Here is a 25,565-nt window from a genome sequence, read left to right as displayed (position 1 = left end):
TCGTCCGTACCTCTCCCCGATGTGCGGATTTCCAACGCCCTCACCCGGGCGGTGGGCGCGCCCGGGCACGATCCAGTTCAGCCGCGCCAACCGTGGCGCGGGCGCCTTCAGCAGCCCGGGAGGCACCTCATCACTGAATCAGTCACAAAAGATCTTGAATAGAACGCTTTCCGTCGTCGTGATCCTATGTATTATCGCGAAATAGTGACCCAGATCTCAGGAGCGTGGATGATCGCAGGGCAGTGGATCGACGGCCGGGCGGCCGATGGCGCCGGCGACGTCCTGGCGATCACCAACCCTGCCGACGGCTCGGTGATCGAGGAGTTGCGCCTCGCGACCGCGGCGGATGTCGATGCGGCGGTCGCCGCGGCCAAGGCCGCCTTCCCGGTGTGGTCCAGGACGGCCCCCGCCGAGCGCGGTGAGGTCCTGCACGCGTTGGCCCGGCGCTTGTCCGAACGTGCCGAGGAGTACGCACAGGTCGAGTCGAAGCAGGCCGGGAAACCGATCCGGCTCACGCGCGAGTTCGATGTCCCGGGCTCCATCGACAACGTCGTCTTCTTCGCCGGGGCGGCACGGCACCTGCAGGGCTCGGCGGCCGCGGAGTGGGACGGCACCCACACTTCGACGGTGCGCCGGGAGGCGATCGGCGTGGTCGGCTCCATCGCCCCGTGGAACTACCCCTTGCAGATGGCGATGTGGAAGATGCTGCCGGCCGTGGCCGCGGGCAACACGATCGTCCTCAAGCCCAGCGAATTGACGCCGCTCACCAGTCTCATGCTCGCCGAGGATGCCACTGCGGTGGGGATGCCCGACGGGGTCTTCAACGTCATCACCGGCACGGGGCCGGTCGCCGGCGAGGCCCTGATCGGCCACACCGAGGTGCGGATGGTGTCCTTCACCGGATCCACTCGCGTGGGCCACCGCGTGGCGGAGGTGGCGATGGCCGGGCTCAAGCGCGTGCACCTGGAGCTCGGCGGCAAGGCCCCCTTCATCGTCTTCGAGGACGCCGACGTCGAGGCAGCCATCCAGGGCGCGGTCGCCGGCAGCCTCATCAACACCGGGCAGGACTGCACCGCGGCCACCCGGGCCTACGTCCACCGCAGCCTGTTCGACCGGTTCGTCGACGGGGTGTCACAAGTCATGGACGCGGTCGTGCTCGGGGACACCCTCGACGCGAGGACCGACATCGGACCGCTGATCAGCGCGGCCCAGCAGGAGAAGGTCGCGGCCATGGTCGAGCGCGCGGTCGCCGATGGCGCGAAGGTCGCTTGCGGAGGACACATCCCACAGGGCCCCGGCTGCTTCTACCGTCCGACGCTGATCATCGGCGCGGCCCAGGATTCCGAGATCGTGCAGGAGGAGGTCTTCGGACCCGTGCTCGTCGCGCTGCCCTTCGACGACGACGACGAAGCCATCCGGCTGGCCAATGACACCCCGTACGGCCTGGCGGCGTCCGCTTGGACCACCGACGTCGTGCGGGCCCACCGGGCCAGCCGGGAGGTCCAGGCCGGCTGCGTGTGGATCAACGACCACATCCCGATCGTCTCGGAGATGCCGCACGGCGGCTTCAAGCAGTCCGGATTCGGCAAGGACATGAGTACGTACTCGTTCGAGGAATACACGCAGGTGAAACACGTATCCTTCGACATCACCGGCGACAGCCACAAGCCGTGGCACCGCACCATCTTCACCGGAAAGGGCGAATAAGTGGCGGACAAGGACCCGAGGACCGAGTTCCTCAAGCACGCGATGTCGCGGCGGGGCTTTCTCAGTTCCATGGGCGCCGCCGGTGCAGCTGCCTTCCTCGCAGCCTGCGGCACGCGCGGCGGCACGGGCAACAACCTGCAGCCGCAGGGCGGCGGTGACAGCAAGACCATCGTGTGGGCCAACTGGACGCTGTACCTGGACTACGACGAGGAATCCCGCACCTACCCGACCCTCGTGCAGTTCGAGGAGGAGACCGGCTACACCGTCGAGTACCGCGAGGACATCGACGACAACGTCTCCTTCAACGGCAAAGTCGCACCGCAGTTGGCCAACGGCCAGAACATCGGCTACGACCTCGTCACCCCCACCGACTGGTTGGTCGCGGAGTGGATCCGCAAGGGGTACACGGCGCCCATCGACGAGCAGACCGTGCCCAACAAGAAGAACATCCTCCCGGCGCTCAAGGATGTCCAGTTCGACCCGGGCCGCGAGTACTCGCTGACGTGGCAGTCCGGTTTCGCCGGCTTGGCGTGGAACAAGGAGCGCATCCCCAACGGCCTGCGGACCATCAACGACCTGTGGAACCCCGAACTCAAGGGCAAGGTGGTGGTGCTCTCCGAGATGCGCGACACGATCGGTTTCATCATGCTCTCGCAGGGCGTCGACCTCTCCGAGCAGTTCACCGACGAGCAGTTCATGGCCGGTCTCGACGTCCTGCAGCAGCAGGTCGACTCGGGCCAGGTCAAGCAGGTGAAGGGCAACTCCTACAAGGAGGACCTCATCAACGAGCAGGCCTGGGCGGCCATCGCCTGGTCCGGGGACATCTTCCAGATCAACGCCGAAGAGGGCGACAAGTGGGAGTTCGCCCTGCCAGACACCGGCGGCACGCTGTGGAGCGACAACCTGCTCATCCCGATCACCGCGGCCAACCCCAAGGGCGCGCAGGCACTCATGGACTTCTACTACCGCCCCGAAATCGCCGCCGAGGTGGCCGCGTACGTCAACTACGTGTGTCCGGTGCAGGGGGCGAAGGAAGAGATGATGAAGATCGACCCGGCACTGGCCGAGAGCCCATGGATCTTCCCCACGGAGGAGATCCTTCAGAGCGCCTTCGTTTTCCGCCCCCTCACCCCCGAGGAACAAGTCCAGTACACCGACGAGTTCGGCCGAGTCATCCAAGGATAGGAAGTCATGAGCAAAACCGACATCACCAAGGCCGAGGGCGACCTGTACCTCGAGAACCTGACCAAGTCGTTCGGTGAGTTCACCGCCGTCGACGACCTGAGCCTGCACGTGCCGCAGGGCTCGTTCTTCGCCCTCCTCGGCCCGTCCGGGTGTGGCAAGACCACCACCTTGCGCATGGTCGCCGGGCTGGAGGCTCCCACCGGGGGCCGCATCCGCATCGGCGACGCCGACATCACCTACGAGAAGCCCTACCGGCGGCCGGTGAACACGGTCTTCCAGAACTACGCCCTCTTCCCCCACATGAACATCGCCGAGAACGTGGCCTTCGGACTGAAGCGTCGCGGCATCAAGGACGCGGACGCGCAGGTGGCCGAGGCGCTCAAGCTGATCCAGCTCGAACAGGTCGCCGAGCGCAAGCCGCTGCAACTGTCCGGCGGCCAGCAACAGCGCGTGGCGCTGGCCCGGGCCATCGTGAACCGTCCCGCGGTGCTCCTGCTCGATGAGCCGCTCGGTGCCCTGGATCTCAAGCTGCGCCGCCAGATGCAGCTGGAACTCAAGCGCATCCAGACCGAGGTCGGCCTGACCTTCATCCACGTCACCCACGACCAGGAGGAGGCCATGACCATGGCCGACACGGTCGCGGTGATGAACAACGGGATCATCGAGCAGATGGGGCCGCCCACCGAACTCTACGAGTCGCCACGAACGGCCTTCGTCGCCAACTTCCTGGGACAGTCCAACCTCTTCCCGGCCAAGGTCGCGGCCACCGAAGGTGACACTGTCATCCTCGAGGACTCCGACGGCCGGTTCGAGATGCCCAAGGCCCGTGTGGCCGACGGAGTGAACCTCGCGACCGGCTCCAGCGTGCTGGTGGGCGTGCGACCCGAGAAGATCAACATCGGCCCACTCGACCAGAGCGCTCCCGCACCGTCGCACGGCAACTTCGTGGACGGCGTCGTGGAGTCCGCGAGCTTCCTGGGCGTGAGCACCCAATACGAGGTGCGCACCGGCGGCGGGGACACCATCAACGTCTTCGCGCAGAACCTCGACGTGCATGGCCTGATGCCGGTGGCGTCACGGGTCCGACTCACCTGGTTGCCGATGCACGGCTTCGTCCTCGACGGGCATGAGGACATCAATGCCGGTGTCGAGATCGACCCCGACGCGGTGGTGGTGAGCTGAATGTCCATCGCCGCCGCCCTCGGTGAGACCATCGAGGAGCAACCCCACAAGAACCGGCCGCAGAAGAGCGGCAGGTTCACGCCGTACTGGCTGCTGCTCCCGGGCCTCTTGTGGCTGACGATCTTCTTCGTCGTTCCCCTGGTGACTCTGTTCGGCACGAGCCTCATGACGCCGGTCCCCGGCGGCGACGTCGGTGAGTTCGAGCAGACGTTCCACTTCGCGAACTACATCGACACCCTCACCGACAGCACCTACTACGTCCCGCTGTTCCGCTCGTTCCTCTACTCGGGCCTCGCGACTGTGCTCGCACTGGCGATCGGCTACCCATTGGCCTACGCGATCGCGTTCAAGGGCGGCCGCTACCGCAACATCCTGCTGGTCCTGGTGATCGCACCGTTCTTCGTGTCTTTCATCCTGCGCACCGTGGCCTGGCGGCAGATCCTCGCCGATGAGGGACCCGTCGTGGCGATCCTGCGATCAGTGGGACTCGTCGGTGAGACCGCCGGCGTGTACCCGTCGGCGTTCGCCGTCATCATGGGTCTGACCTACAACTTCCTGCCCTTCATGACACTGCCCATCTACGCCAGTCTGGAGCGGGTGGACAGGCGGCTCATCGAGGCCTCCGGCGACTTGTACGCCAAGCCCTTCACGGGGTTCCGCAAGGTCACCTGGCCCCTGTCGCTGCCGGGGGTCGTGGCCGGCACGCTGCTGACATTCATCCCCGCGGCCGGCGACTACGTCAACGCGGCGCTGCTGGGACGGCCCTCGAACACGATGATCGGTAACCGGATCGAGTACACCTTCCTGAGCGTGAACGACTACCCGACTGCGGCGGTGCTGTCGTTCATCCTGATGGCCACGATCCTGGTGCTGGTCCTGCTGTATATCCGCCGTATGGGAACGGAGGAACTGGTATGAGCGCCGACGTCGCACCCAAGGCCCCGGCCTCCGTTCGGATGCGCACCTGGTTCGGGAACAACGCCCTGAAGGTCTACGCCGTCATCGCGTTCGCGTATCTGCTGCTGCCTGTGGCATACACGTTCGTGTTCTCGTTCAACGATGCCGGCCGGACGAACATCGTCTGGCAGGGCTTCACGCTGGACAACTGGAAGAACCCCTGCGGTGCGCCGCAGGTCTGCGAGTCGGTCGTCAATTCGATCGTGCTGGCACTGGGCGTGACCATCGTCTCGACGCTGCTCGGCACGCTCATCGCGTTCGCCCTGGTGCGCTACCAGTTCCGCGGACGCGGCACGACCAACCTCACCATCTTCCTGCCGATGGCGACCCCCGAGGTCGTCCTTGGTTCGTCGCTGCTGGCACTGTTCCTGAACATCTTCGTGCCCCTGGGCTTCTGGACGGTCTTCATCGCCCACGTGATGTTCTGCATCAGCTTCGTGGTGGTCACCGTCAAGGCCCGCCTCGCCAGCCTCGACCCCCGGCTGGAGCAGGCCGCCATGGACCTGTACGCCAGTGAGCGGGAGGCGTTCCGGCGAATCACTCTGCCATTGGTGGCCCCTGGTATCGCCGCGGCGGCGCTGCTCGCGTTCTCGCTGTCGTTCGACGACTTCATCATCACGAACTTCAACTCGGGGCAGTTCACGACGTTCCCGAAGTTCGTGTACGTGTCGGCCACCCGCGGCATCCCGGCGCAAGCCAATGTGATCGCCTCCGCGATGTTCTTCATCGCCTTGGCACTCGTGCTGGTGACCCAGATCCGGACGATCCGCCGCAAGGAGACCTGATGCCTTTCGCCCAGCAAGCGGGCGAGCAGGCACGTCGCGCACTGAAGGACGCCCGTCACGAGCCTTTGTGGCTGGCCTCGGCGCAGCGGCCGGCGCTGCGCGCGCCGTTGGAGGGCGCCACCACGGCCGACCTGGTGGTGGTCGGCGCCGGCCTGTCGGGACTGTGGACGGCGGTGCGCGCCAAGCAGCGCCGCCCCGACCTCGACGTGGTGCTGCTGGAGGGTGGACGCATCGCCAACGCGGCCTCGGGCCGCAACGGCGGTTTTGTGTCGGCGTCGATCACCCACGGGCACCTCAACGGCATCGAGCGCTGGCCGCAGGAGTTCACGACCCTGCACGCCATGGGCCTGGCCAATCTCGCCGGGATCGAGCAGACCATCGCCGACTTCGGCATCGACTGCGGATACCACCGCACCGGCGACCTGCAAGTGGTCACCGAGCGGTACCAGGTCGAGCACGCCCGCGACCACGTGCGCAAGGTGCAAGACCATGGCGTGGATGTCGAGTTGTGGGACACCGATCGCATCCGCGAGGAGGTCCACTCCCCCACGTACCTGGCGGCGATCCAGGACCCGGACGTGGGCATCGTGGATCCCGCCCGGCTGGCGTGGGGGCTGGCCCGCGCTGCGGAGGACCTCGGGGTGCGCATCCACGAGAACAGCGGCGTGGAGGCGCTGCAACCCTCAGGCGCGGGGATGGCGGTGCGCACCTTCGGGGGCCGGGTGGAGACGCTGAAAGTGGCGCTGACCACCGCCGCCCACGCCCCGCTGCTCAAGCGTCTTGACCTGTTCGTGGTACCGGTCTTCGACCACGTGATCGCCACTGCCCCGCTGCCCGCCGACGTGCGGGATTCCCTCGGCTGGAACCACCGCCAGGGCATCGGCGACTCGGGCAACCAGTTCCACTACTACCGGCTGACCGACGACGACCGGATCCTCTTCGGCGGCTACGACGCCGTGTACGCCGCCGGCGAGCGCCCGGGGTCCCGCCTGGAGCGCGACGACGACCTCACGGCCCGCCTGGTGCAACACCTGCACGACACGTTCCCGCAGGTCCTCGACGTGCCCATCGAGTTCGCGTGGGCCGGCGCGATCGACACCTGCTCGCGGTTCAGCGCGTTCTGGGGCTCGGCGTACTCGGGACGGGTGGGCTACGTCATCGGCTTCACCGGCCTCGGGGTCGGGGCGTCGCGGTTCGGTGCGGACACTCTGCTCGACAGGCTGTTCCGGGAGCAGACGGATCGCACCCGCCTGGCGATGGTACGCGGCAAGCCGCTTCCGTTCCCGCCGGAGCCTGCGAGACAATTGGTCATCGACATGACCCGTCGCTCGCTGGCCAAGGCCGACGACCAGAGCGGACGCCGCGATCTATGGCTGCGGACGCTGGACCGCCTCGGACTGGGTTTCGACAGTTGACCCACCGGCCGACCCGGCCGGACGACACAGGAGAGATAACCATGACCGAACGAGTCACGCACTGGATCGACGGTCGCCTCTGGGACGGCACCGCACAGCGCCACGGTGACGTGTACGACCCCGCCACCGGCCAGATCACCAAGACCGTGGACTTCGCCTCGACTTCGGACGTGGACACCGCCGTGGCCGTAGCCAGGACCGCCTTTGAGACCTGGGGTCGGTCGACCCTGGCCAAGCGCATGGAGGTGCTCTTCGGCTTCCGGGAACTCCTCAACGCGAACAAGCAGGAGTTGGCTGCCATCATCACCGGTGAGCACGGCAAGGTGCTGTCCGATGCACTCGGCGAGGTGAGCCGCGGCCAGGAGGTCGTGGAGTTCGCGTGCGGCAACGCCCACCTGCTGAAGGGCGGCCACTCCGAGCAGGTGTCCACCGGGGTCGACGTGTACAGCCTGCGCCAACCGTTGGGCGTCGTGGGCATCATCTCGCCGTTCAACTTCCCGGCCATGGTGCCGATGTGGTTCTTCCCCATCGCGATCGCCGCGGGCAACACCGTGGTGCTCAAGCCCAGCGAGAAGGACCCCAGTGCCGCGATGTACATCGCCGACCTGTGGAAGCAGGCCGGTCTGCCCGACGGCGTCTTCAACGTTGTGCACGGCGACAAGGTGGCCGTGGACGCCCTGCTTACCCACCCGGACGTGGCGTCCATCTCGTTCGTCGGTTCAACGCCGATCGCGCAGTACGTGTACGAGACCGGTACGGCACACGGCAAGCGGGTGCAGGCGCTCGGTGGGGCCAAGAACCACATGCTGGTGCTCCCCGACGCCGACCTGGATCTCACCGCCGACTCGGCCGTGAACGCCGGGTTCGGTTCGGCCGGTGAACGGTGTATGGCCATCTCCGTCATAGTGGCGGTCGAGCCGATCGCCGACGACCTGATCACGGCGATCTCCACCCGCATGGCCGGACTGCGCACCGGCGACGGCCGGCGCGGATGCGACATGGGCCCGCTGGTGACTCGGGCACACCGGGACAAGGTCGCCGGATACGTCGAGGCGGGCGTGGGCGAGGGGGCCACGCTGGTCGTGGACGGTCGCGAGGTGCAGCCCGACGGCGCCGCCGACGGCTTCTGGCTCGGACCAACGCTCTTCGACCACGTCACACCCGATATGAGCATCTACACCGACGAGATCTTCGGCCCCGTGCTCTCCGTCGTGCGGGTGACATCCTTCGAGGAGGGCATGGACCTCATCAACGCCCACCCCTTCGGCAACGGCACCGCGATCTTCACGTGCGACGGTGGCGCGGCGCGGAAGTTCCAGAACGAGGTGCAGGTGGGCATGATCGGGATCAACGTCCCCATCCCGGTGCCGATGGCGTACTACTCGTTCGGCGGCTGGAAGGCCTCCCTGTTCGGCGACACCCATGCCCACGGGGCCGAGGGGTTCCACTTCTTCACCCGCGGCAAGGTCGTCACCAGCCGCTGGCCGGATCCGGCCCACGGCGGGATCAACCTGGGTTTCCCGACGAACGCCTGAGGCACGCGCCGCAACCCGCCGAGCGCCCTACCGTGTGACCATGAGCGACCCCACGCTGCGATCCACCGCCGCGGCCCTCGACGCCACCGACCCGCTCGCGGGTTTCCGCGATGCCTTCGTCATCACCGACCCCGAGGTCTGTTACCTGGACGGCAACTCCCTGGGCCGGCTGCCGAAGGCGACCGGCCAGGCCCTCCAGGACCTGCTCACCGAGGAGTGGGGGGCCGAACTCGTGGACGGCTGGTCGGACTGGATCGACGAGCCGGAGGAGACCGGTGACCTGCTCGGACGGGCGACGCTCGGGGCGGGCCCGGGCCAGACCCTGGTCCAGGACACCACGTCGGCGAACTTCTACCAGTTGTGCGTCGCCGCGATCCGAGCGCGTCCGGGGCGCCGCACGGTCATCATCGACGCCGCCAATTTCCCCACCGACCGCTACATCCTCGCCGGGATCGCCGAGACCATGGATCTGCTCCTGGTCACGCTGGACAACGACGGGTCCGGCGGGCCCGGGGCGGTACCTGTGGAATCCGATCACGAACTCATCACCCCAGACGCACTCGCCCACCACCTCGACGACGACGTCGCGCTGGTGACCCTGCAGGCCATCCAGTACCGGTCCGGGGCGCGGCAGGACATCCCTGCGATCACCGGACTCGTACGCTCCCACGGCGGGCTGACGCTCTGGGATGCCTCGCACGCCGGCGGCTCTGTGGATCTGCGATTCGACGCCTGGGGCGTGGACCTAGCCGTGGGCTGCACCTACAAGTACGGCAACTCAGGCCCCGGTTCACCGGCTTGGCTGTACGTGAACGCAGGCGTTCAGGACGAACTGCAGGTCCCGATCCGGGGCTGGTTCGCGAATCGCCAGCAGTTCGAGATGGGACCGTACTTCGAGCCCGCCGAAGGCATCCGCGGCTTCCAGATCGCGTCCCCGCCGATTGCCGGGTTGCGGGCCGTGCAGACCAGCTACCGCATGATCGAGCACGCCGGCATGGGCGCCATCAGCGCGAAGGCAGCCGCCGGGACCGCACTCATGATCGACCTGTTCGACGCGTGGCTCGCACCGCTCGGTTTCAGCCTGCTCACGCCGCGCGATCCCGCCCTGCGGGGCGGTCACATCTGCATCGCCCACCCGCACGCCCGCCAGATCGCCGCAGCGATGCGGACCCTGACGAAGACGATCCCCGACTTCCGGGTGCCCGACTGCATCCGGCTGGCCATCTCCCCACTGCCCACCAGCTACACCGAGGTGTGGGACGGCTTCGACCGACTGCGGGACTTGGTGGCGAGCGAGGCTTACCTCAACGTGCCGGTCGGCGGCGTCGTCACCTGACACCCTTGACCAGTCGGTATTCAGCGTTACTATGTAGTAGTCGCTGTCACTAGGTACCGGAGGGGCGCTGTGGGCAAGCAGTTGACCGAAATGCTCAAGGGCACCCTTGAGGGTCTGGTGCTGGCGTTTCTGTCCGACCGCTCCGCCTACGGTTACGAGATCACCGCGTGGCTGCGCGAGCAGGGCTTCACCGGCATCGCGGAGGGCACCGTGTACGCGCTGCTCATCCGCATCGAGCAGCGTGGCCTGGTCGATGTGGAGAAGGTGCCCTCGGACAAAGGCCCGCCGCGCAAGGTCTACACCGTGAACCCGGCCGGACGTGACTACCTCGCGGAGTTCTGGAGGACGTGGAACTTCCTCGCAGAACGTCTGGAACCACTTCGCCAAGGAGGCTCCCATGCCTGAGAACACGAGTTTCTGGTCCCGCGTCGTCGGCGACAAGCGCCGGTGGCGGGAGTACAAATCGCGCGTCGCGGCGTTGCCGGCCAACTACCGCGAAGCGGTCGAGGGCATCCAACGCTATTTGATGTACTTCGGGGCCCTTGACGGCGACAGCGCCAACTCACTGTTCGAGGACGTCGCCGACCTGTTCGAGCGGGCCGCGGCCGACGGCACCCCTATTCGGGAGATCGTGGGCGAGGACCCTGTGGAATTCGTGGACGCCCTGATCCGCAACTACCGCAGGGGCGGTTACATCGAGCGTGAACAGCAGCGGCTCATCCGCACCATCGACGAGGCTGCGGGCGACCGATGATCCGGGTGGCGGGAGTCGAAGTCCTTCAAGGACGTGAAGGTCCTACGTGGTGTGGACTTCGAGGTCGAACCGGGCAGCATCTTCGCACTGCTCGGATCCAATGGCGCCGGCAAGACCACGCTTGTGAGGATCTTGTCCACCCTCACCACGGCTGATGCCGGCTCCGCATCCGTGAACGGTGCAGATGTCGCATCCGACCCGGCCGGCGTCAGGGAATCCATCAGCGTCACCGGACAATCGACGGCTGTCGACGACATCCTCACCGGGCGCGAGAACCTCATGCTGATGGCCCGGTTGAGGCACCTGCCGGATCCCGGAGGATCCCGACGTCTGGACCGCTCGCCTGGAGGGCCGCCGGGTATCCACATACTCCGGCGGGATGCGCCGACGGTTGGACATCGCAATGAGCCTCATCGGGGACCCGCCCGTGCTGTACCTCGATGAACCGACCACGGGCCTCGATCCTCAGTCACGACTGGAGGTCTGGCGCAGCATCGAGGAACTCGCAGGGCAGGGCACCACCATCCTGCTCACCACGCAGTATCTGGACGAGGCCGAACGCCTCGCCGATCACATCGCGATCCTGCACGGCGGACGCATCATCGCCGACGGCACCCTCACGGAACTCCAGCGACTCATTCCTCCCGCGACCGTGGAGTACGTGACCAAGCAGCCGACGCTGGAGGACGTGCTCCTGGCGATCGTCGGCCAGGGGAAGGACACCTGATGACCGCACACTTCGTGAGCGACACCGCCGCTGCTCGGCCCTCGCTGCGCCACATCTCACGCAGCATCGACACGATCATCACGACCGCTGTGATGCCGATCGCGTTCCTGCTGCTCTTCGTGTACGTGTTCGGCGGATCCATCGACACCGGTTCGCGACCGTACGTCGATTACCTGCTGCCGGGCATTCTGCTGATCACCATCGCGTCGGGCATCTCGTACACGTCCTACCGCCTGTTCATGGATGTCAAGAGCGGAATGTTCGAGAGACTCCAGACCATGCCCATAGCTCGATCATCGGTGTTGTGGGCCCATGTCCTGACGTCGCTGGTCGCGAATCTGCTCTCGGTGTCGGTCGTGGTTGTGGTGGCCCTGCTCATGGGATTCCGAACCGGCGCGAGCGTGCTTGCCTGGCTGGCCGTGGTCGCTATCCTCACGCTGTTCACACTCGCGCTGACCTGGCTCGCGGTGATCGCGGGGCTGTCCGCGAAGTCGGTCGACGGTGCGGGTGCGTTCGCCTACCCTCTCATCTTCTTGCCGTTCGTGAGTTCGGCGTTCGTTCTCACGGCCACCATGCCCGCACCGGTGCGGGCGTTCGCGGAGAACCAGCCGGTGACGTCGATCGTCAACTCCATCCGCAGCCTGCTCCTCGAACAACCGGTTGGCACCGACATCTGGATCGCCCTGGCGTGGTGCGCCGGCATCCTCGTAGTCGGGTACGGCGTGGCCATGGCCACCTACCGTCGGCGCGTCGCCTGAGTGGCCCCGAGGTCCACCATCGGGGCACGGCCACCTGGAACAGCGTGCCGTGCAGGTGACGTCGGACTCGTCGAAGGGGCGTGGTGTCGACAGGTCGAGGCGCGAGTACCCGCTCCCCCGGCCTGGAAGCGACGGAAGGTCGAGCACAAAGGCGCGTCTGGCGCTCCTCTTTACTCAACCTTCCTGCCTGTCGTCCTGAACGGGGACAGGGGTGCGAGCCTGAGGACATGGGAGCACTGCAGATGACGACGACGCTGGAGCCGTTCGGCCCGGCCACCGCACTGATCCTCACCGATGAGCAGGTCGAGGAACTCGGGGGCGGGAAGCGGGCGCCGGTGCGCATGACCATTGGGAATCGGTCGGCCAGGATGCGGCTGGCCGTCATGGGCGGGCAGAACTGTATCGGCATCAGCAAGGCGAACCGTGCGGCGTTGGGGGTGGAGATCGGCGACACGGTCAGCACGCTGATCGAACTCGACGAGGAACCCCGAGAGGTGGCGATGCCTCCGGCGCTGGTCGAGGCGCTGTCTGCCGACCCGCAAGCCAGACGGAGTTTCGAGGCGCTGGCTTTCACCCACCGCAAGGAGTACGCCCAGTGGGTGGCCGAGGCCAAGCGCGACGAGACCAGACAACGGCGGATCGCCGAAACCCTGCGGAGGGTGCGCGCCGGCCAAACCCGCTCGCGAGTACGGGGTCGTGGCGGCTCCCGGGTCACACGATCTGCGCGACCGCCTCCCCGAACAGCCGGCTGTGCAGGTCGACGTCGGCCTCGGTCGTCTGCGGGCACATCAACGCCATGTTGTGGAACGGCGTGATGAGCACTCCCCTGTTGGACAGGTACAGGTGCAGGTACTCCTCGATCTCGTCGTCGTGGGCGGCTGCCGACTCTGTGCCCGTGCGCGGGGCGGGCCGGCAGAACCGGTACTCCGCACGCGCACCGAGTTGCGCGATCGACCAGTCCACATCGTGCTTGTCCAGCACGGCCTCAACACCCTCCCGGAACCGGGTCGCCAGCGCGATCATGTGGTCGAAGTTCGCCTGCGTCAGGACCTCACCCAGAGTGGCGCGCATCGCGGCCGTGGACAGCACGTTGCCCGCCAGCGTGCCCCCAACCCCGCCCACGTCGACGAGGTCGGCCTCCGGGTGGTTGCGCACCGCGTCGGCGACAGCCTGCGTGATCCCATAGGCGCCGCTGGGGATGCCGCCACCGATGCTCTTGCCGATCACGAAGATGTCCGGCCGCAACCCCCACGCCGCGGTGCACCCGCCGGGCCCGGCGGAGATCGTGTGGGTCTCGTCGATCAGCAGCAACGTCCCATGCTTCGCGCACAGATCCCGCACGGCCTCCAGGAAGCCCGGCTCGGGCAGCACGATGCCGATGTTCGTCAGCGCCGGCTCCATGATCAGCACCGCGACGTCCTCGTGGGCAAGGCCCGCCGCGACGCTGGCGATGTCGTTGAACTCAGCCACCCGTGTGCTCTGCGAGACCGGGTAGGCGGGACCGACGTTGCCGCCCCGGGGGACGGTGCCGCCGTCCGGCCCCGCGATGACGAACGTCTCGTCCACAGAGCCGTGGTAGCAGTACGAGAACGCCATGACCTTCGGCCGGCCGGTGACCATGCGCGCGACCCGCAGCGCCCACCGATTGGCGTCGGTGGCCGTGAGGCTGAACGACCATAGCGGCATCCCGAACCGGTTCGACAGGTCCGCCGCCACCCACTCCGCGTCTTCGCTGGGCATCATCGTCGTGATGCCCCCGAGCTCACCGATGCGCCGCTGCACCGCCGCCACTGTGGCTGCCGGCGAGTGCCCCGCCATCGATCCGGTGTCCCCGAGTGCGAAGTCGACGTACTCGTGGCCATCGACATCGACCACACGGTTGCCGTGGGCAGTGTCGAGGTACAGCGGATACCCCCCGGCCCACTTGTTCATCCACGTCATCGGCACGCGCCCGAAGAGGTGGTCGGCGGCCTCGAAGGCCACCCGTGAGCGCTCGGTGCGCTGCCCATGGGTGGCGCGCTCGGTCTCGAGGGCGGCGGCCAGCTTGGTGCGATCGATGGACATTGTGCTCCTATCTCCGGTCCTGCAGGGCGAAGTACCTGCCCACGAAGGGCATGTAACTCGATGACAATTGCCTCAAGGGGACCACCGGGTGCCTGAGTTCGGCGAACGCCGGCGGCCCGGCCTGACCCGTCACGAGCTGCCCGAGGCGCATGCCCAGCCAGCCGTTGAGACTCACGCCCGTTCCGTTGCATCCCGTGGCGTACCAGACCCCGTCGATGGTGCCCACGTGCGGAAGCCGATCGAGCGTCATGGCCACGTACCCGGTCCACGCGTAGTCCACCGCCACACCGAGCAACTGGGGGTGGATGCGGATCATGTTGTCGTACAGGAAGTCCCGCGCCACCGGCACATCCACGGGATCCAGTCGGTTACGGCCGCCGAAGATCATGCGGCCATCGGCGGTGAGCCGCCAGTAGAACAACAGGTTCTTCGTGTCGACCATCATCTGCGGACCGACAAGGTCGCGGACCGACGGGTCCAGGGGCTCGGTGGCGATGATGTAGGAGTTGATGGGCAGTAGCCGCTTGGCCAGTTCCGGCACTGCCGCGTCGGCATGCGCGTTCGTGGCGACGATCACCTGGTCGGCGCGGATCGGCCCGCGGGTCGTGTCCACCACGAACCCTCGGGCGTCCCGACGGATCGACGTGGCGGCGGTGCGGTCCTGGATGTGTGCGCCCGCCGCGTGCGCCTGGGCCGCCATGCCCGCATGGAACTTCGCCGGGTGCAGCCCACCGACCTTCTCGAAGAAGACGCCCGAGTCGAATGCGCCACTACCGGTCCGCTGCCGGACCTGCTCACGGTCCAGGAACGCCACGGACTCGCCGGCCCGTCGCATCTCGTCGGCGAGACCCCTCAGACGGGGCGTGTGGTGCGGCGTGTGCGCCAGGTACAACTGACCGCTGCGCCGGTAGTCGCAGTCGATCTCAGCGGCGAGGTGCTCGGTGTGTTCGAAGGCCCCGTGGACCTCGTCGTAGAGGCGGTGCGCGAGTTCCCCGTACTTCTTCGCCAGTTTCTCCGGGCCGGCCTTGAGTTCCGGGATCACCATGCCGCCGTTGCGGCTGGAGGCACCCCAGCCCAGAGGCTCCTTGTCCAGGGCCAGCACGTGCGCCCCCGCCGAGGCGGCTGCCTTCGCCGCACCCAGACCGCAGTAGCCGGCACCCACGACCACCACATCCACGCGGTCCGGCAGGTCAGTGGGCGCCACCGGCGGCCGGTCCACCTGCTCCTGCCACATGCACGCCTCGCGGTAGGCCCTCGACAAGATGGCGGACATGCCTCAGAGGGTACTTCACCCCCAGGCAGAGGGTGCTGTTTCCGAAGGGAGGTGGTCGTGGCCCGGCCCAAACCGTACTCTGTACTGCATGGCCGATTCTGAATCCGTCGTTGGCAGCAACCAGGCCGCGTTCGACCTCGACCGCGCGCATGTCTTCCACTCGTGGAGTGCCCAGGGCGCGCTGAAGCCACTCGTGTTCCAGTCCGGGCAGGGCAGCCGTCTCTGGGACTTCGAGGGCAACGCCTTCCTCGACTTCTCCAGCCAATTGGTCAACACCAACATCGGCCATCAGCACCCCAAGGTCGTCCAGGCGATCCAGGAGCAGGCCGCGGTGCAGGTGACGCTGGCACCACAGCACGCCTCCCTCGTGCGCGGTCAGGCCGCGAAGGCGATCCTGGACGTGGCCCCGGCCGGGCACTCGAAAGTGTTCTTCACCAACGGCGGCGCCGACGCCGCGGAGAACGCCATCCGGATGGCGCGCCTACACACCGGCAAGCACAAAGTCCTGAGTTTCTACCGCAGTTACCACGGCAACACCGGGGCCGCCATCAACGCCACCGGGGATCCACGCCGCTGGCCCAACGAGTTCGCCTACGGCCACGTGCACTTCTTCGGCCCCTACCTGTACCGGTCCTCGTTCTGGGCCGCCGACGAGCAGCAGGAGTGCGAGCGGGCGCTGGCACACCTCGAGCAGGTGATCGCGTTCGAGGGCCCGAACACCGTCGCGGCGGTACTCCTGGAGACGGTCGTCGGAACCGCCGGGGTGCTCGTCCCCCCGCCCGGATACCTCGCGGGCGTGCGGGCGCTGTGCGACAAGTACGGCATCATGTACATCGCCGATGAGGTGATGGCCGGGTTCGGCCGCACCGGTGAGTGGTTGGCCATCGATCACTGGGACGTCAACCCCGACCTCATCATCTTCGCGAAGGGCTCCAACTCCGGATACGTGCCGCTCGGAGGGGTCATCATCAGCGACGAGGTCGCCGCCACATTCGACGAGCGGGTCTTCCCCGGGGGCCTGACCTACAGCGGCCACCCCCTGGCGTGTGCCTCCGCCCTGGCAACGATCACCGCGATGCGCGACGACGGGATCGTCGAGCACGCCAAGAAGATCGGCGAGTCGGTCCTGGGGCCAGGGCTACATGAACTCGCTGAGAAGCACCCCGTCATCGGCGAGGTGCGCGGGATGGGTGTGTTCTGGGCCCTCGACCTGGTGACCGACCGCGCCACCCGCGCACCGCTGGCCCCGTACGGCGGCAGCAGCGAGGCGATGGGGGCACTGACGAAGGCCTGCGTGTCACGCGGGCTGCTGCCCTTCACCAACTTCAACCGCTTGCACGTCGTCCCGCCGTGCGTGATCACCGAGGACGAGGCGGCCGCGGGTCTGGCGATCCTCGACGAGGCCTTCGGGGAGATCGACCGGTACTACGCCGGCTGACCGGGCACCCGCGACGCCACAAGTGGGCGCGCAAGGGCCTCCGCCGCCCACTTGTGGCGGCAGGAGACAGGACAAAACTGCACAAAACGGTGCACCGTGTCGCCAGAACTGGGCGGATTCCGGAAGTACGCACCACCTGTCCGCCCATTTGTGGTGGAGGTGGTCCGCCACGTTACATCCTCGAAACAACCGGGTGACCGCAGAGAAACGCAGCACTCGTAGGGTCGAGTCAGACGCGCGGCGCTTCGAGCGCGCGGACCACCGGGTGGGGGGCGCCCCACCGCAACGACAAGGAGTCAGATGTTCACCAATCCTGACGAGGTAATGCGTTTCATCCAGGAGGAGGGCGTCAAGTTCATCGACGTCCGCTTCTGCGACCTGCCGGGTGTCATGCAGCACTTCAACGTTCCAGCCGAGAGCGTCGGGGCGGACTTCTTCGCCGATGGCCAGATGTTCGATGGCTCGTCGATCCGGGGTTTCCAAGCCATCCACGAATCCGACATGAAGCTCACCCCAGACCTGGGGAGCGCCTACCTGGACCCGTTCCGGGCAGAGAAGACCCTCATCATCAACATGTCGATCCGCGACCCGTTCACCGACGAGCTCTACAGCCGGGACCCGCGCAACATCGCCGCCAAGGCCGAGGCCTACTTGAAGTCGACCGGCATCGCCGACACCGCTTTCTTCGCCCCCGAGGCCGAGTTCTACATCTTCGACTCCGTGCGCTTCGAGACCAAGCAGAACGCCGGCTACTACTTCATCGACTCCGTCGAGGGCAAGTGGAACTCGGGCCGCGAGCAGGAGTTGGATGGCACTGCCAACCGCGGGTACAAGACCCCGTATAAAGGCGGCTACTTCCCGGTTCCGCCGGTGGACCACTACGCGGACCTGCGCGACCAGATGACGCTCACCCTCGGCCAGGTCGGGCTCGAGGTCGAGCGTGCGCACCACGAGGTCGGCACGGCGGGGCAGGCGGAGATCAACTACCGCTTCGACTCGCTGGCCAAGGCCGCTGACGACGTCATGAAGTTCAAGTACGTCATCAAGAACGTGGGCTGGGCCGCCGGCAAGTCGGTCACCTTCATGCCCAAGCCGATCTTCGGGGACAACGGCTCCGGTATGCACGTGCACCAGTCGCTGTGGAAGAACGGCGAGCCGTTGTTCTACGACGAGCTCGGCTACGCGGGCCTGTCCGACATCGCCCGGTGGTACATCGGCGGACTCCTCGCGCACGCACCGGCGCTGCTGGCCTTCACCAACCCCACGGTGAACTCCTACCACCGTCTGGTCCCCGGCTATGAGGCCCCGGTCAACCTGGTGTACTCCCAGCGCAACCGCTCGGCGTGCATCCGGATCCCGATCACGGGCACGAACCCGAAGGCCAAGCGCATCGAGTTCCGCGTGCCGGACCCCTCGAGCAACCCGTACCTGGCGTTCTCGGCGATGCTGATGGCCGGCCTCGACGGGATCAAGAACAAGATCGAGCCGGTCGAGCCGGTCGACAAGGACCTGTACGAGTTGCCGCCCGATGAGGCCGCCAACGTCCCGCAGGTCCCGGGCACCTTGCCAGCCGTGCTGGACGCACTCGAGGCCGACCACCACTTCCTCACCGAGGGCAACGTCTTCACCGACGATCTGATCGAGACGTGGATCGACTACAAGCGGGTCAACGAGGTGGACCCCATCCGCCTGCGCCCGCACCCCCACGAGTTCGAGATGTACTACGACATCTAAAGGTCAGGGCGTTCGGCCTGGCAGTCCCGAGGTCCAGTTGTTCCCATGTTTGGGCTTCTGACTCTTGAGGACCGCCAGGCCGAAACGTCGTTTCCGGCCTCACCCGGATCGCGGTCCGGGTGCCCTTGGCCCGACGGACCATCGCCGGCCGCACACGCCCTCCGGCGTCATCCGCCAGGTGCTGCGCTCCGCGAGGGCTCGACCGCTCAGCCCTCGCTACGGGATCGACAAACACCGGATCATCGGGGACTATGATCGGATCCCCTCGACAAGGAGGCCCGATGAGCGCCGCTGGAAATTCATTGGCCGCTGTGGCATCAGCTGCCTTGGCCCTATCCGTTGGCACCGCGGTCGCCAAGAACGACCCGTCATCGAGCGTTGCCGATACGCAGACCATCACGGCCTGCGTATCGAAGCGGGATGGCGCAATGCGGCAGGCCCAGAAGTGCCGCAAGTCAGAAAGGCGCCTGCAATGGAACAACGTCGGACCGCCGGGCCAGGTGGGTCCCGCCGGCCAGCAAGGTGCCGTGGGGGCGCCGGGTGACGCCGGCACGGTGGGCGAGCGGGGACCGATCGGGCCGATGGGTCCAGTCGGTCCACCTGGGCAGACAGGAGCCACAGGTCAGACAGGAGCCACCGGTGACACCGGCCCTCGGGGGCCCAGCAACGGGTACTACGTCGACCGCACGAACGCCCTTGTCCTCCCATCGAACACCCCCAGTGTGGAGATCCTCACGATCGATGTCCCGGCCGGGATGTACCTCGTCAACGGCATGGTCACGGCATTCAGCAATGAGGCCGGGGCAGCTCGCGTCAGTTGCATCGTTCCTGAACCGGCCGGTCAGGCCACCTGGGGGACAGCAACGGTCAACAGCACCATTGCGACAGTTCCGCTGTCGGCCTACGTCGTCGCCAGCCAGCCCAAGAAGATCAGGGTGATCTGTTCCAACATGAACTCCGCCTACTCGTACTCCATCGCCAGTGCCTCCCTGTCGGCGATCGCGGTCGCTTCCATCAACTAGGAGTCACCCGCAGTCCGCTGCGCGGGCGCTTCGGTCCCTACCGAGGCGGCCGGCCCTTCCCGCACTCCAGGATTGACCCTTGCCATGACGCACCGGTCGCGCCCATACTCGCCACCATGAGCGGCAGCGGCACGCAGGACGATCCCTGGTGCCTGAAGACAGCCCCCGGCACCTCCGAGTACACGATGTACCGCGACGAGCAGTCCGATCCGCCGGCACTCGTGTGCCAGGTCGGATCCACCACCCTGCGCTACCACCTCAGCGCCATCGACGACCTCCACGCGATGCTCGTCGCGAACAGGGACTGGGTGGAGTTGGGTGCAGCCGACGAGAAGAAGGACCCGAAACCCGACACCGTCGAGGCCTGGGGCCGCTCCCCCGGTAACCCGGTGGGCGGCTGGTACGGCCTGCGCAAGGGGTACCGCGGACGCTTTGGAATGTACCTTCCGCCTCTGCTCGAGGAACTCGGTCTCGTCGAGCTCGAACACAATCCTCGGAACAACCGCGTCCGCGCCCTCTGAACCGTCGCCGGCGCTGGCCCCGAGCCCTGCCGACGGAGCCTGACTCGCCCTGCCATCTTCTCGCGAAGAGACACGACGCCGACGAACGTGATCGGCAGTGACGCCCTCGGAGTCGCTGTGTTCGCCACCTTGGTGACCTGGGTGGCGGTGGGGCCGACCGCATCCGCACCCGGGTGCAGTCGGCCGGTGGTTAACTGAGAGCCATGCCCGCCGACATCGTCATCACCGGCGCTCACAGATGGGGTCTCGGACCCGGGGACATCGGCATCGGTGGGGCCCTGCTCGTCGAACCCGATGTGGGTCCCGACACCGAGGTCATCGACGCCACCGGCATGACCGTCGTCCCCGGTTTCCAGGATGCGCACGTGCACACGCCGTTCGGCGGGCTCAACCGCCTGCGGGTCTGGCTCCACGACGCAGAGACCCGCGACGATTACCTACGCATCATCGGCGATCACGCGAGGGCGCACCCCGGCGCCGGCTGGATCACCGGGGGCGGATGGTCCATGCCGCAGTTCCCCGGCGGCACGCCGCGTAAGGAGGACCTCGATGCCGTTGTCCCCGACCGTCCGGTGTTCCTCTTCAACCGCGACCTGCACGGCGCCTGGCTGAACTCCCGCGCCCTGGCCGCGGCGGGCATCACCGCTGCCACCCCAGACCCACCCGACGGCCGCATCGAACGCGACCCCGACACCGGTGAACCCACGGGCACCCTGCACGAAGGGGTCGCCTACTGGGTGAACGATCATGTCGTCCCACCTCCGTCCCAGACCCAGTGGCAGGAGGCGGTCCTCACCGGTCAGCAGCATCTGCACTCCCTGGGGATCACCGGGTGGCAGGACGCGTGGGTCACACCGGCGACACAGGCCGCATACCGTTCGCTGGCTGAAGAGGGGCGGCTCACTGGCCGGGTGGTCGGCGCCCTGTGGTGGGATCGCCACCGCGGGCTCGATCAGATCGAGGAACTCGTCGCACGGCGGGAGTTGGCAGCGCCAGGCTTCCACCCCACAACGGTGAAGATCATGATCGACGGGGTGCTGGAGAACTACACCGGCGCGCTGTTGGAGCCGTACTGCGACGGATGTGGGGGCCACACGGACAGCAGCGGTCTCGCCTTCGTCGACCCGAACCTGTTGCAGGCCGCAGTGACCGCACTCGACGCCGCGGGGTTCCAGGTCCACATGCACGCCATCGGCGACCGTGCGGTACGCATGGCTCTCGATGCTGTGGCAGCGGCGCATGCGCGCAACGGGATGAACGACCATCGTCATCACATCGCCCATCTGCAACTCGTGCATCCGATGGACCTGCCCCGATTCGCGGAATTGGGGGTGACGGCGAACTGCCAGATGTACTGGGCCTCGGCCGACGGGCAGATGGACGAACTCACGATCCCGTACCTCGGCGCTGAACGTGCCCGCTTGCAGTACCCGTTCGCCTCGCTGGCACGCGCAGGCGGACGACTGGCGATGGGCAGCGACTGGTCGGTGTCGACGGCCAATCCGTTGGCCCAGATCGAGGTCGGCGCGACGCGCATCGATCCCACCACTCCCGATGAACCGGCCTTCCTGCCCGGCGAGTGCATCACCGTCGCGGCGGGCATCGATGCCTTCACCGCGGGGTCGGCGTACCTCAATCACGACGAGAACGCAGCGCGGTTGGAGGTCGGCCGCCGAGCAGATCTCGCTTTGCTCGGCGTGGACATCACCAAGGGCCGGATCGCCACTGGACACGGCCTGTCACAGGTGCCAATCCTGCTCACCGTCGCGCGCGGCACGATCGTTCACTCGGACCTATGAACCTGTCGTTCGCTGGGCTGACCGGGGCAGCGGCCGGGGCGGCGTTGAGCGTGGTGCCGTCCCTGATCCCGCGTTCGAGCCTGATCCAAGGCCTGCTGGCAGGGACCCTGGCTGCGCTCGGCTACGGACTCGGGGCCCTGACCGGGTGGCTCCTGCGGCGCCTGCGGCACCGACCCGACTGGCGCAGTGGCGAGCGCACCCGCAAACTGGCGCTGCTGCTGGGAAGCGCCACCGTGACGGGGGCCCTTCTGCTGGGCAGACGGTGGCAGGCCGATCTGGCGGAACTCACCGGCGTTCCCGCGCCTGGGAACATCTGGCTGGGGATCGCGGGGTTGATCGGGCTGGGCGTCTTCCTCATGCTCCTGATGGCCGGTCGAGGGGTCCGCTGGCTGGTCGGGCGGCTTGATCGGGGTCTGCGACGATTCGCCACACCACGGGTGGCGACCACTTCGGCTGTGACGGTGTCGGTCCTCGTGGGTGCGGTGGCCGTCGAACGGCTCCCCTCCACGCTGGTGACCACGCTCTCCCCGGTCTTCCGGTCGATGAACCAGAGCACGCCGGCGGGAGTGGGTCCTCCCAGCAGCCCGGTCGTCTCCGGTGGACCGGACTCCGCGATCCCTTGGCAGTCGCTCGGCTCGCAGGGCCGGGCATTCGTCGCAGGGGTGACGCCCGCATCAGAACTCATGTCGTTCTCAGGCGCTGCGGCGCAGGATCCGATCCGTGTCTTCGTCGGAGTCGATTCGGCCGACACCCCCGAGCAACGCGCCGGTCTTGCCGTCGAAGAACTCGAGCGGTTCGGGGCATTCAACCGTTCCGTCATCGCGATCGGCACGAGCGCCGGGGCGGGTACGGTCGATCCCGGCGAGGTGGTGCCGCTGGAGTACATGCTCAACGGCGACGTGGCCACGGTCTCCACGCAGTACTCGATCCTGCCCAGCTTCTTGTCGTTCGCGGTCGACCGACCCACCTCCGTCACCGAGTCCGTGGCCATCGTCGGCGCTGTGCGCGAACGGCTCGAAGAGATCCCCGCACCGCGCCGGCCGCGACTGGTGGTCTTCGGGGAGAGCCTGGGTGCGTACGGCGCCAGCGGTGCGTTCAGTGATCTCGACGATGTGGTGGCCCGCACCGACGGGGCGATGTTCCAGGGGCCGCCCAACGCCACCGCCCTGTGGCGGCGGTACACCGACGAGCGTGCCGCCGGGACCCCCGAGCGTCTACCGGTCTTCGACCGGGGCACGCACCTGCGCTGGGCCAGCACCGAAGCCGACCTGCGATCACCGCCGACGGCGTTCGTCGCCCCGCGGGTGGTCTACCTGCAGAACGCCTCGGACCCCGTGGTCTGGTGGTCGCCGTCGCTGCTCTGGTCGCGTCCCGATTGGCTCGCCGAGGCCCGCGGGCCCGGGGTGCTGACATGGCCCTGGCTGCCTGTGATCACCTTCGCGGGACTCACCGGTGACCTGATGAACAGCCAGGGGGTGCCACCGGGGCACGGCCACGTGTACGGCACCGACCCGGTGTCGGCATGGGCCGACATCCTGCGCCCCGCCGGCTGGTCCGCGGCCGACACTTCCGACCTGCGCCAGCACCTCGGCGGCTGATCAGCGCACGTCGGCCACCGCACGGTTGTGCATGAGCAGCAGCAACAGATCCTCCGGCGGCCCCACCACGTAGGCATCGTCCCCGGCCTGCAACGTCGTCTGGCTGCGCGGCAGGTGTTCCAGACCGCCGCCCTCGCGGAAGAGCGCGATGACCCGTGCCCGCATGGGCAGGTCCAGCATCGACACTCCGGCCAGACCTCCCTCGGCGCGCACGGTCAGCCGGCCGGCGATGAAGGCCTCCTGGTCGACGGCGAAGGTGGCGATGACATCGAGGCCGAGGGCCGCGGCGACAAACCACGGGGCCGACACCGCCGACACGCTGCGCACGTGATGGAAGTGGAGTCTCTCCTCCAGCATCCCGCCGAGCCTGCGGTCGAACACCCGCATCACCACCGGCACCTCCGGATCCCTGTCGCCCAGACCATCACGCACTGCCAGACCCGTCTCGATGTTCGCGTACTCGTCGGAGGTCAGCACCGCAACGCCCAGCGCAGCCGGCAGGTTCGCCGACGTGAGTGTCTCCGGCTGGGTGGCGTCCTGGGCGAGGACCGGGACCCCGAGTGCCCGCGCCCGACCGATGTGGCGGTTGTTCTGATCGCGCTCCACCACCACAACCTGTTGCTTGAGTTGAACCAACCGCTCCACCACGGCGATCCCGAGCGAACCGAGGCCCACGACGATGACGTGGTCGACCATGCCTGTCACCCGGTCGAGCCCGAACGTGGCGGCGATCCGGCGGCTGACCAGGTACTCAGTGACCAACGCGTAGAAGGCCGCGAGCAGCACCACAGTGGCGATCATCACGGCTATGGCCGCGACCCGTAGGTACGCGGGCTGGGCGTCGAGGGAGAAATCCCCGTAACCGATGGTGGCCATCGTCTCCACGGCGAAGTAAAGGGCGTCGAGGGTGTCCATCACCTGGCCACCGGAACTGACGTACCCCACAGTGAGCAGGGCCGCGAACGCCAGCACACACACCGCCCAGATCCCCACGGTCCACCGCATCGCGCGACCGGCCCCGTAGGACAGGTTCTGGGCCAATGCCTGCACGACGTGTTCCGTGCGCCGGTGCGGTGTCGCCGGCTGCCCCAGGGGCCGGGCCGGCACCCCCGTGAGATGCATCAACTCACTTGCCGCACCCACCAGCGCGACCCGGTCACCGGTAGTCACGGCGTACTCGCGGCTCGGGCACACCACCTGGCGGCCATCGCCGTGCATCACCAGGATCGGTGCGAGTTCTCCCAGAAGATCCTGCAGACGCCCGTCGGCGGTGACCTCGACCTCACGCACGACAACTGCGGCGTCCCCGATCTGCATCCGGTGGACCCGCTGGTCGAGCACCGACTCCACGAAGGTGGGTGCGGCCAACTCGGCCGGATTGACCACCAGACCCTTGCTGATGGCCGACGTGACGGCCCGGCCGACCGCAGCGTTCGACTGCCGCACGATCACGCGGGTGGTGGGTGCCAGTTCCTGCACGAGCAGAGCGGCCTCCAGGCACCGCAAGTCGTCGTCCTCGGCACACACCACCGCTAGCGCCCCGGCCAGCCCGGCGGCCCACAGACTGCGCGGGTTGCGCGGGCTGCCGTCGATCCTCGGCACCGCGAGCGCCTGCACCATCCGGACATGGTGGTCCTCAGCGGAGTTGCCCACGACCACTACCCGGATGCCCGCCGAACGGAGCAGTTCGACCACCCGCACCCCAAGACCCTGCAACCCGCACACGATCACGTGTCCGAGCCATTCCCGCGGATCAGAGCCGTCCATGACGGTTC

20 protein-coding genes and 2 pseudogenes are annotated in these 25,565 nt (G+C 67.4%); 19 read left to right on the top strand and 3 right to left on the bottom strand.

Translation table 11 applies throughout. The features are described 5' to 3' along the window. Positions 1–228: 228 nt before the first annotated feature. The 13 genes and pseudogenes from IPG68_14475 (at position 229) to IPG68_14415 (ending at position 13,006) form a co-directional block, all read left to right on the top strand. The gene (locus IPG68_14475) at positions 229–1,707 is read left to right on the top strand and encodes a gamma-aminobutyraldehyde dehydrogenase (protein MBK6764387.1); all 1,479 of its coding nucleotides are present in this window, start codon (positions 229–231) and stop codon (positions 1,705–1,707) included. A gap of 42 nt (positions 1,708–1,749) precedes the next feature. After that, positions 1,750–2,892, top strand: coding sequence for a spermidine/putrescine ABC transporter substrate-binding protein (locus IPG68_14470; protein MBK6764386.1), 1,143 nt, complete (start codon positions 1,750–1,752; stop codon positions 2,890–2,892). 6 nt (positions 2,893–2,898) lie between these two features. Next, the gene (locus tag IPG68_14465) at positions 2,899–4,074 is read left to right on the top strand and encodes an ABC transporter ATP-binding protein (protein ID MBK6764385.1); all 1,176 of its coding nucleotides are present in this window, start codon (positions 2,899–2,901) and stop codon (positions 4,072–4,074) included. Continuing rightward, a complete protein-coding gene (locus IPG68_14460; GenBank protein MBK6764384.1) occupies positions 4,075–4,992 on the top strand; it encodes an ABC transporter permease in 918 nt (305 codons plus the stop codon). It begins immediately after the preceding gene. Between the two features lie 38 nt (positions 4,993–5,030). Next, the gene (locus IPG68_14455) at positions 5,031–5,816 is read left to right on the top strand and encodes an ABC transporter permease (protein ID MBK6764383.1); all 786 of its coding nucleotides are present in this window, start codon (positions 5,031–5,033) and stop codon (positions 5,814–5,816) included. Beyond that, positions 5,816–7,231 (top strand): FAD-dependent oxidoreductase, encoded by a 1,416-nt coding sequence (locus IPG68_14450; GenBank protein ID MBK6764382.1) that lies wholly within the window; start codon positions 5,816–5,818, stop codon positions 7,229–7,231. Before IPG68_14455 ends, IPG68_14450 begins: the two co-directional genes overlap by 1 nt. 41 nt (positions 7,232–7,272) lie before the next feature. Next, positions 7,273–8,766: a CoA-acylating methylmalonate-semialdehyde dehydrogenase gene (locus IPG68_14445; protein ID MBK6764381.1), complete on the top strand. Its 1,494-nt coding sequence runs from the start codon at positions 7,273–7,275 to the stop codon at positions 8,764–8,766. A 40-nt stretch (positions 8,767–8,806) separates the two neighbouring features. Further along, a complete protein-coding gene (locus tag IPG68_14440; GenBank protein ID MBK6764380.1) occupies positions 8,807–10,102 on the top strand; it encodes an aminotransferase class V-fold PLP-dependent enzyme in 1,296 nt (431 codons plus the stop codon). A gap of 69 nt (positions 10,103–10,171) precedes the next feature. Further along, positions 10,172–10,507 carry a PadR family transcriptional regulator gene (locus tag IPG68_14435; GenBank protein ID MBK6764379.1) on the top strand — a complete coding sequence of 112 codons (336 nt, stop codon included), beginning with the start codon at positions 10,172–10,174 and terminating at the stop codon, positions 10,505–10,507. Then, on the top strand, positions 10,500–10,856 hold the full coding sequence (locus IPG68_14430; GenBank protein ID MBK6764378.1) for a DUF1048 domain-containing protein: 357 nt from the start codon (positions 10,500–10,502) through the stop codon (positions 10,854–10,856). Before IPG68_14435 ends, IPG68_14430 begins: the two co-directional genes overlap by 8 nt. A gap of 33 nt (positions 10,857–10,889) precedes the next feature. After that, a pseudogene (locus IPG68_14425) lies at positions 10,890–11,583 on the top strand (ATP-binding cassette domain-containing protein). Next, on the top strand, positions 11,583–12,341 hold the full coding sequence (locus IPG68_14420; protein MBK6764377.1) for an ABC transporter permease: 759 nt from the start codon (positions 11,583–11,585) through the stop codon (positions 12,339–12,341). The pseudogene IPG68_14425 and the gene IPG68_14420 overlap by 1 nt, the downstream one beginning before the upstream one ends. 227 nt (positions 12,342–12,568) lie before the next feature. Further along, positions 12,569–13,006 (top strand): annotated as a pseudogene (locus IPG68_14415) (DUF1905 domain-containing protein). Between the two features lie 46 nt (positions 13,007–13,052). Here the strand turns inward: IPG68_14415 and IPG68_14410 are convergent. Both IPG68_14410 and IPG68_14405 read right to left on the bottom strand, forming a co-directional pair. Continuing rightward, positions 13,053–14,405 (bottom strand): aminotransferase class III-fold pyridoxal phosphate-dependent enzyme, encoded by a 1,353-nt coding sequence (locus IPG68_14410; GenBank protein ID MBK6764376.1) that lies wholly within the window; start codon positions 14,403–14,405, stop codon positions 13,053–13,055. A gap of 7 nt (positions 14,406–14,412) precedes the next feature. Further along, complete coding sequence (locus IPG68_14405; GenBank protein MBK6764375.1) at positions 14,413–15,678, bottom strand: FAD-binding oxidoreductase; 1,266 nt, start codon at positions 15,676–15,678, stop codon at positions 14,413–14,415. A gap of 88 nt (positions 15,679–15,766) precedes the next feature. On the opposite strand from IPG68_14405, the gene IPG68_14400 reads away from it, so the two are divergent. The 6 genes from IPG68_14400 (at position 15,767) to IPG68_14375 (ending at position 23,790) form a co-directional block, all read left to right on the top strand. After that, on the top strand, positions 15,767–17,116 hold the full coding sequence (locus IPG68_14400) for an aspartate aminotransferase family protein (GenBank protein MBK6764374.1): 1,350 nt from the start codon (positions 15,767–15,769) through the stop codon (positions 17,114–17,116). A 300-nt stretch (positions 17,117–17,416) separates the two neighbouring features. Then, positions 17,417–18,850 carry a type I glutamate--ammonia ligase gene (glnA, locus tag IPG68_14395; protein ID MBK6764373.1) on the top strand — a complete coding sequence of 478 codons (1,434 nt, stop codon included), beginning with the start codon at positions 17,417–17,419 and terminating at the stop codon, positions 18,848–18,850. A 251-nt stretch (positions 18,851–19,101) separates the two neighbouring features. Further along, a complete protein-coding gene (locus tag IPG68_14390; protein MBK6764372.1) occupies positions 19,102–19,872 on the top strand; it encodes a collagen-like protein in 771 nt (256 codons plus the stop codon). A gap of 116 nt (positions 19,873–19,988) precedes the next feature. Then, positions 19,989–20,393: a hypothetical protein gene (locus tag IPG68_14385; GenBank protein ID MBK6764371.1), complete on the top strand. Its 405-nt coding sequence runs from the start codon at positions 19,989–19,991 to the stop codon at positions 20,391–20,393. A 203-nt stretch (positions 20,394–20,596) separates the two neighbouring features. Further along, entirely contained in the window at positions 20,597–22,192 is a 1,596-nt protein-coding gene (locus IPG68_14380; GenBank protein MBK6764370.1) for an amidohydrolase, read from the top strand. Continuing rightward, positions 22,189–23,790, top strand: coding sequence for an alpha/beta-hydrolase family protein (locus IPG68_14375; protein MBK6764369.1), 1,602 nt, complete (start codon positions 22,189–22,191; stop codon positions 23,788–23,790). Before IPG68_14380 ends, IPG68_14375 begins: the two co-directional genes overlap by 4 nt. On the opposite strand, the gene IPG68_14370 is transcribed toward IPG68_14375, so the two are convergent. Beyond that, positions 23,791–25,557, bottom strand: a complete 1,767-nt coding sequence (locus IPG68_14370) for an NAD-binding protein (GenBank protein MBK6764368.1) — start codon at positions 25,555–25,557, stop codon at positions 23,791–23,793. It abuts the gene before it with no gap. Positions 25,558–25,565: the final 8 nt, after the last annotated feature.

The organism is Micrococcales bacterium (assembly GCA_016703125.1).
Taxonomy (GTDB): domain Bacteria; phylum Actinomycetota; class Actinomycetes; order S36-B12; family UBA10799; genus JADKAV01.
The sequence above is the reverse complement of the archived record's forward strand: the minus strand, read 5'-3'. Positions and strand labels throughout refer to the sequence as shown.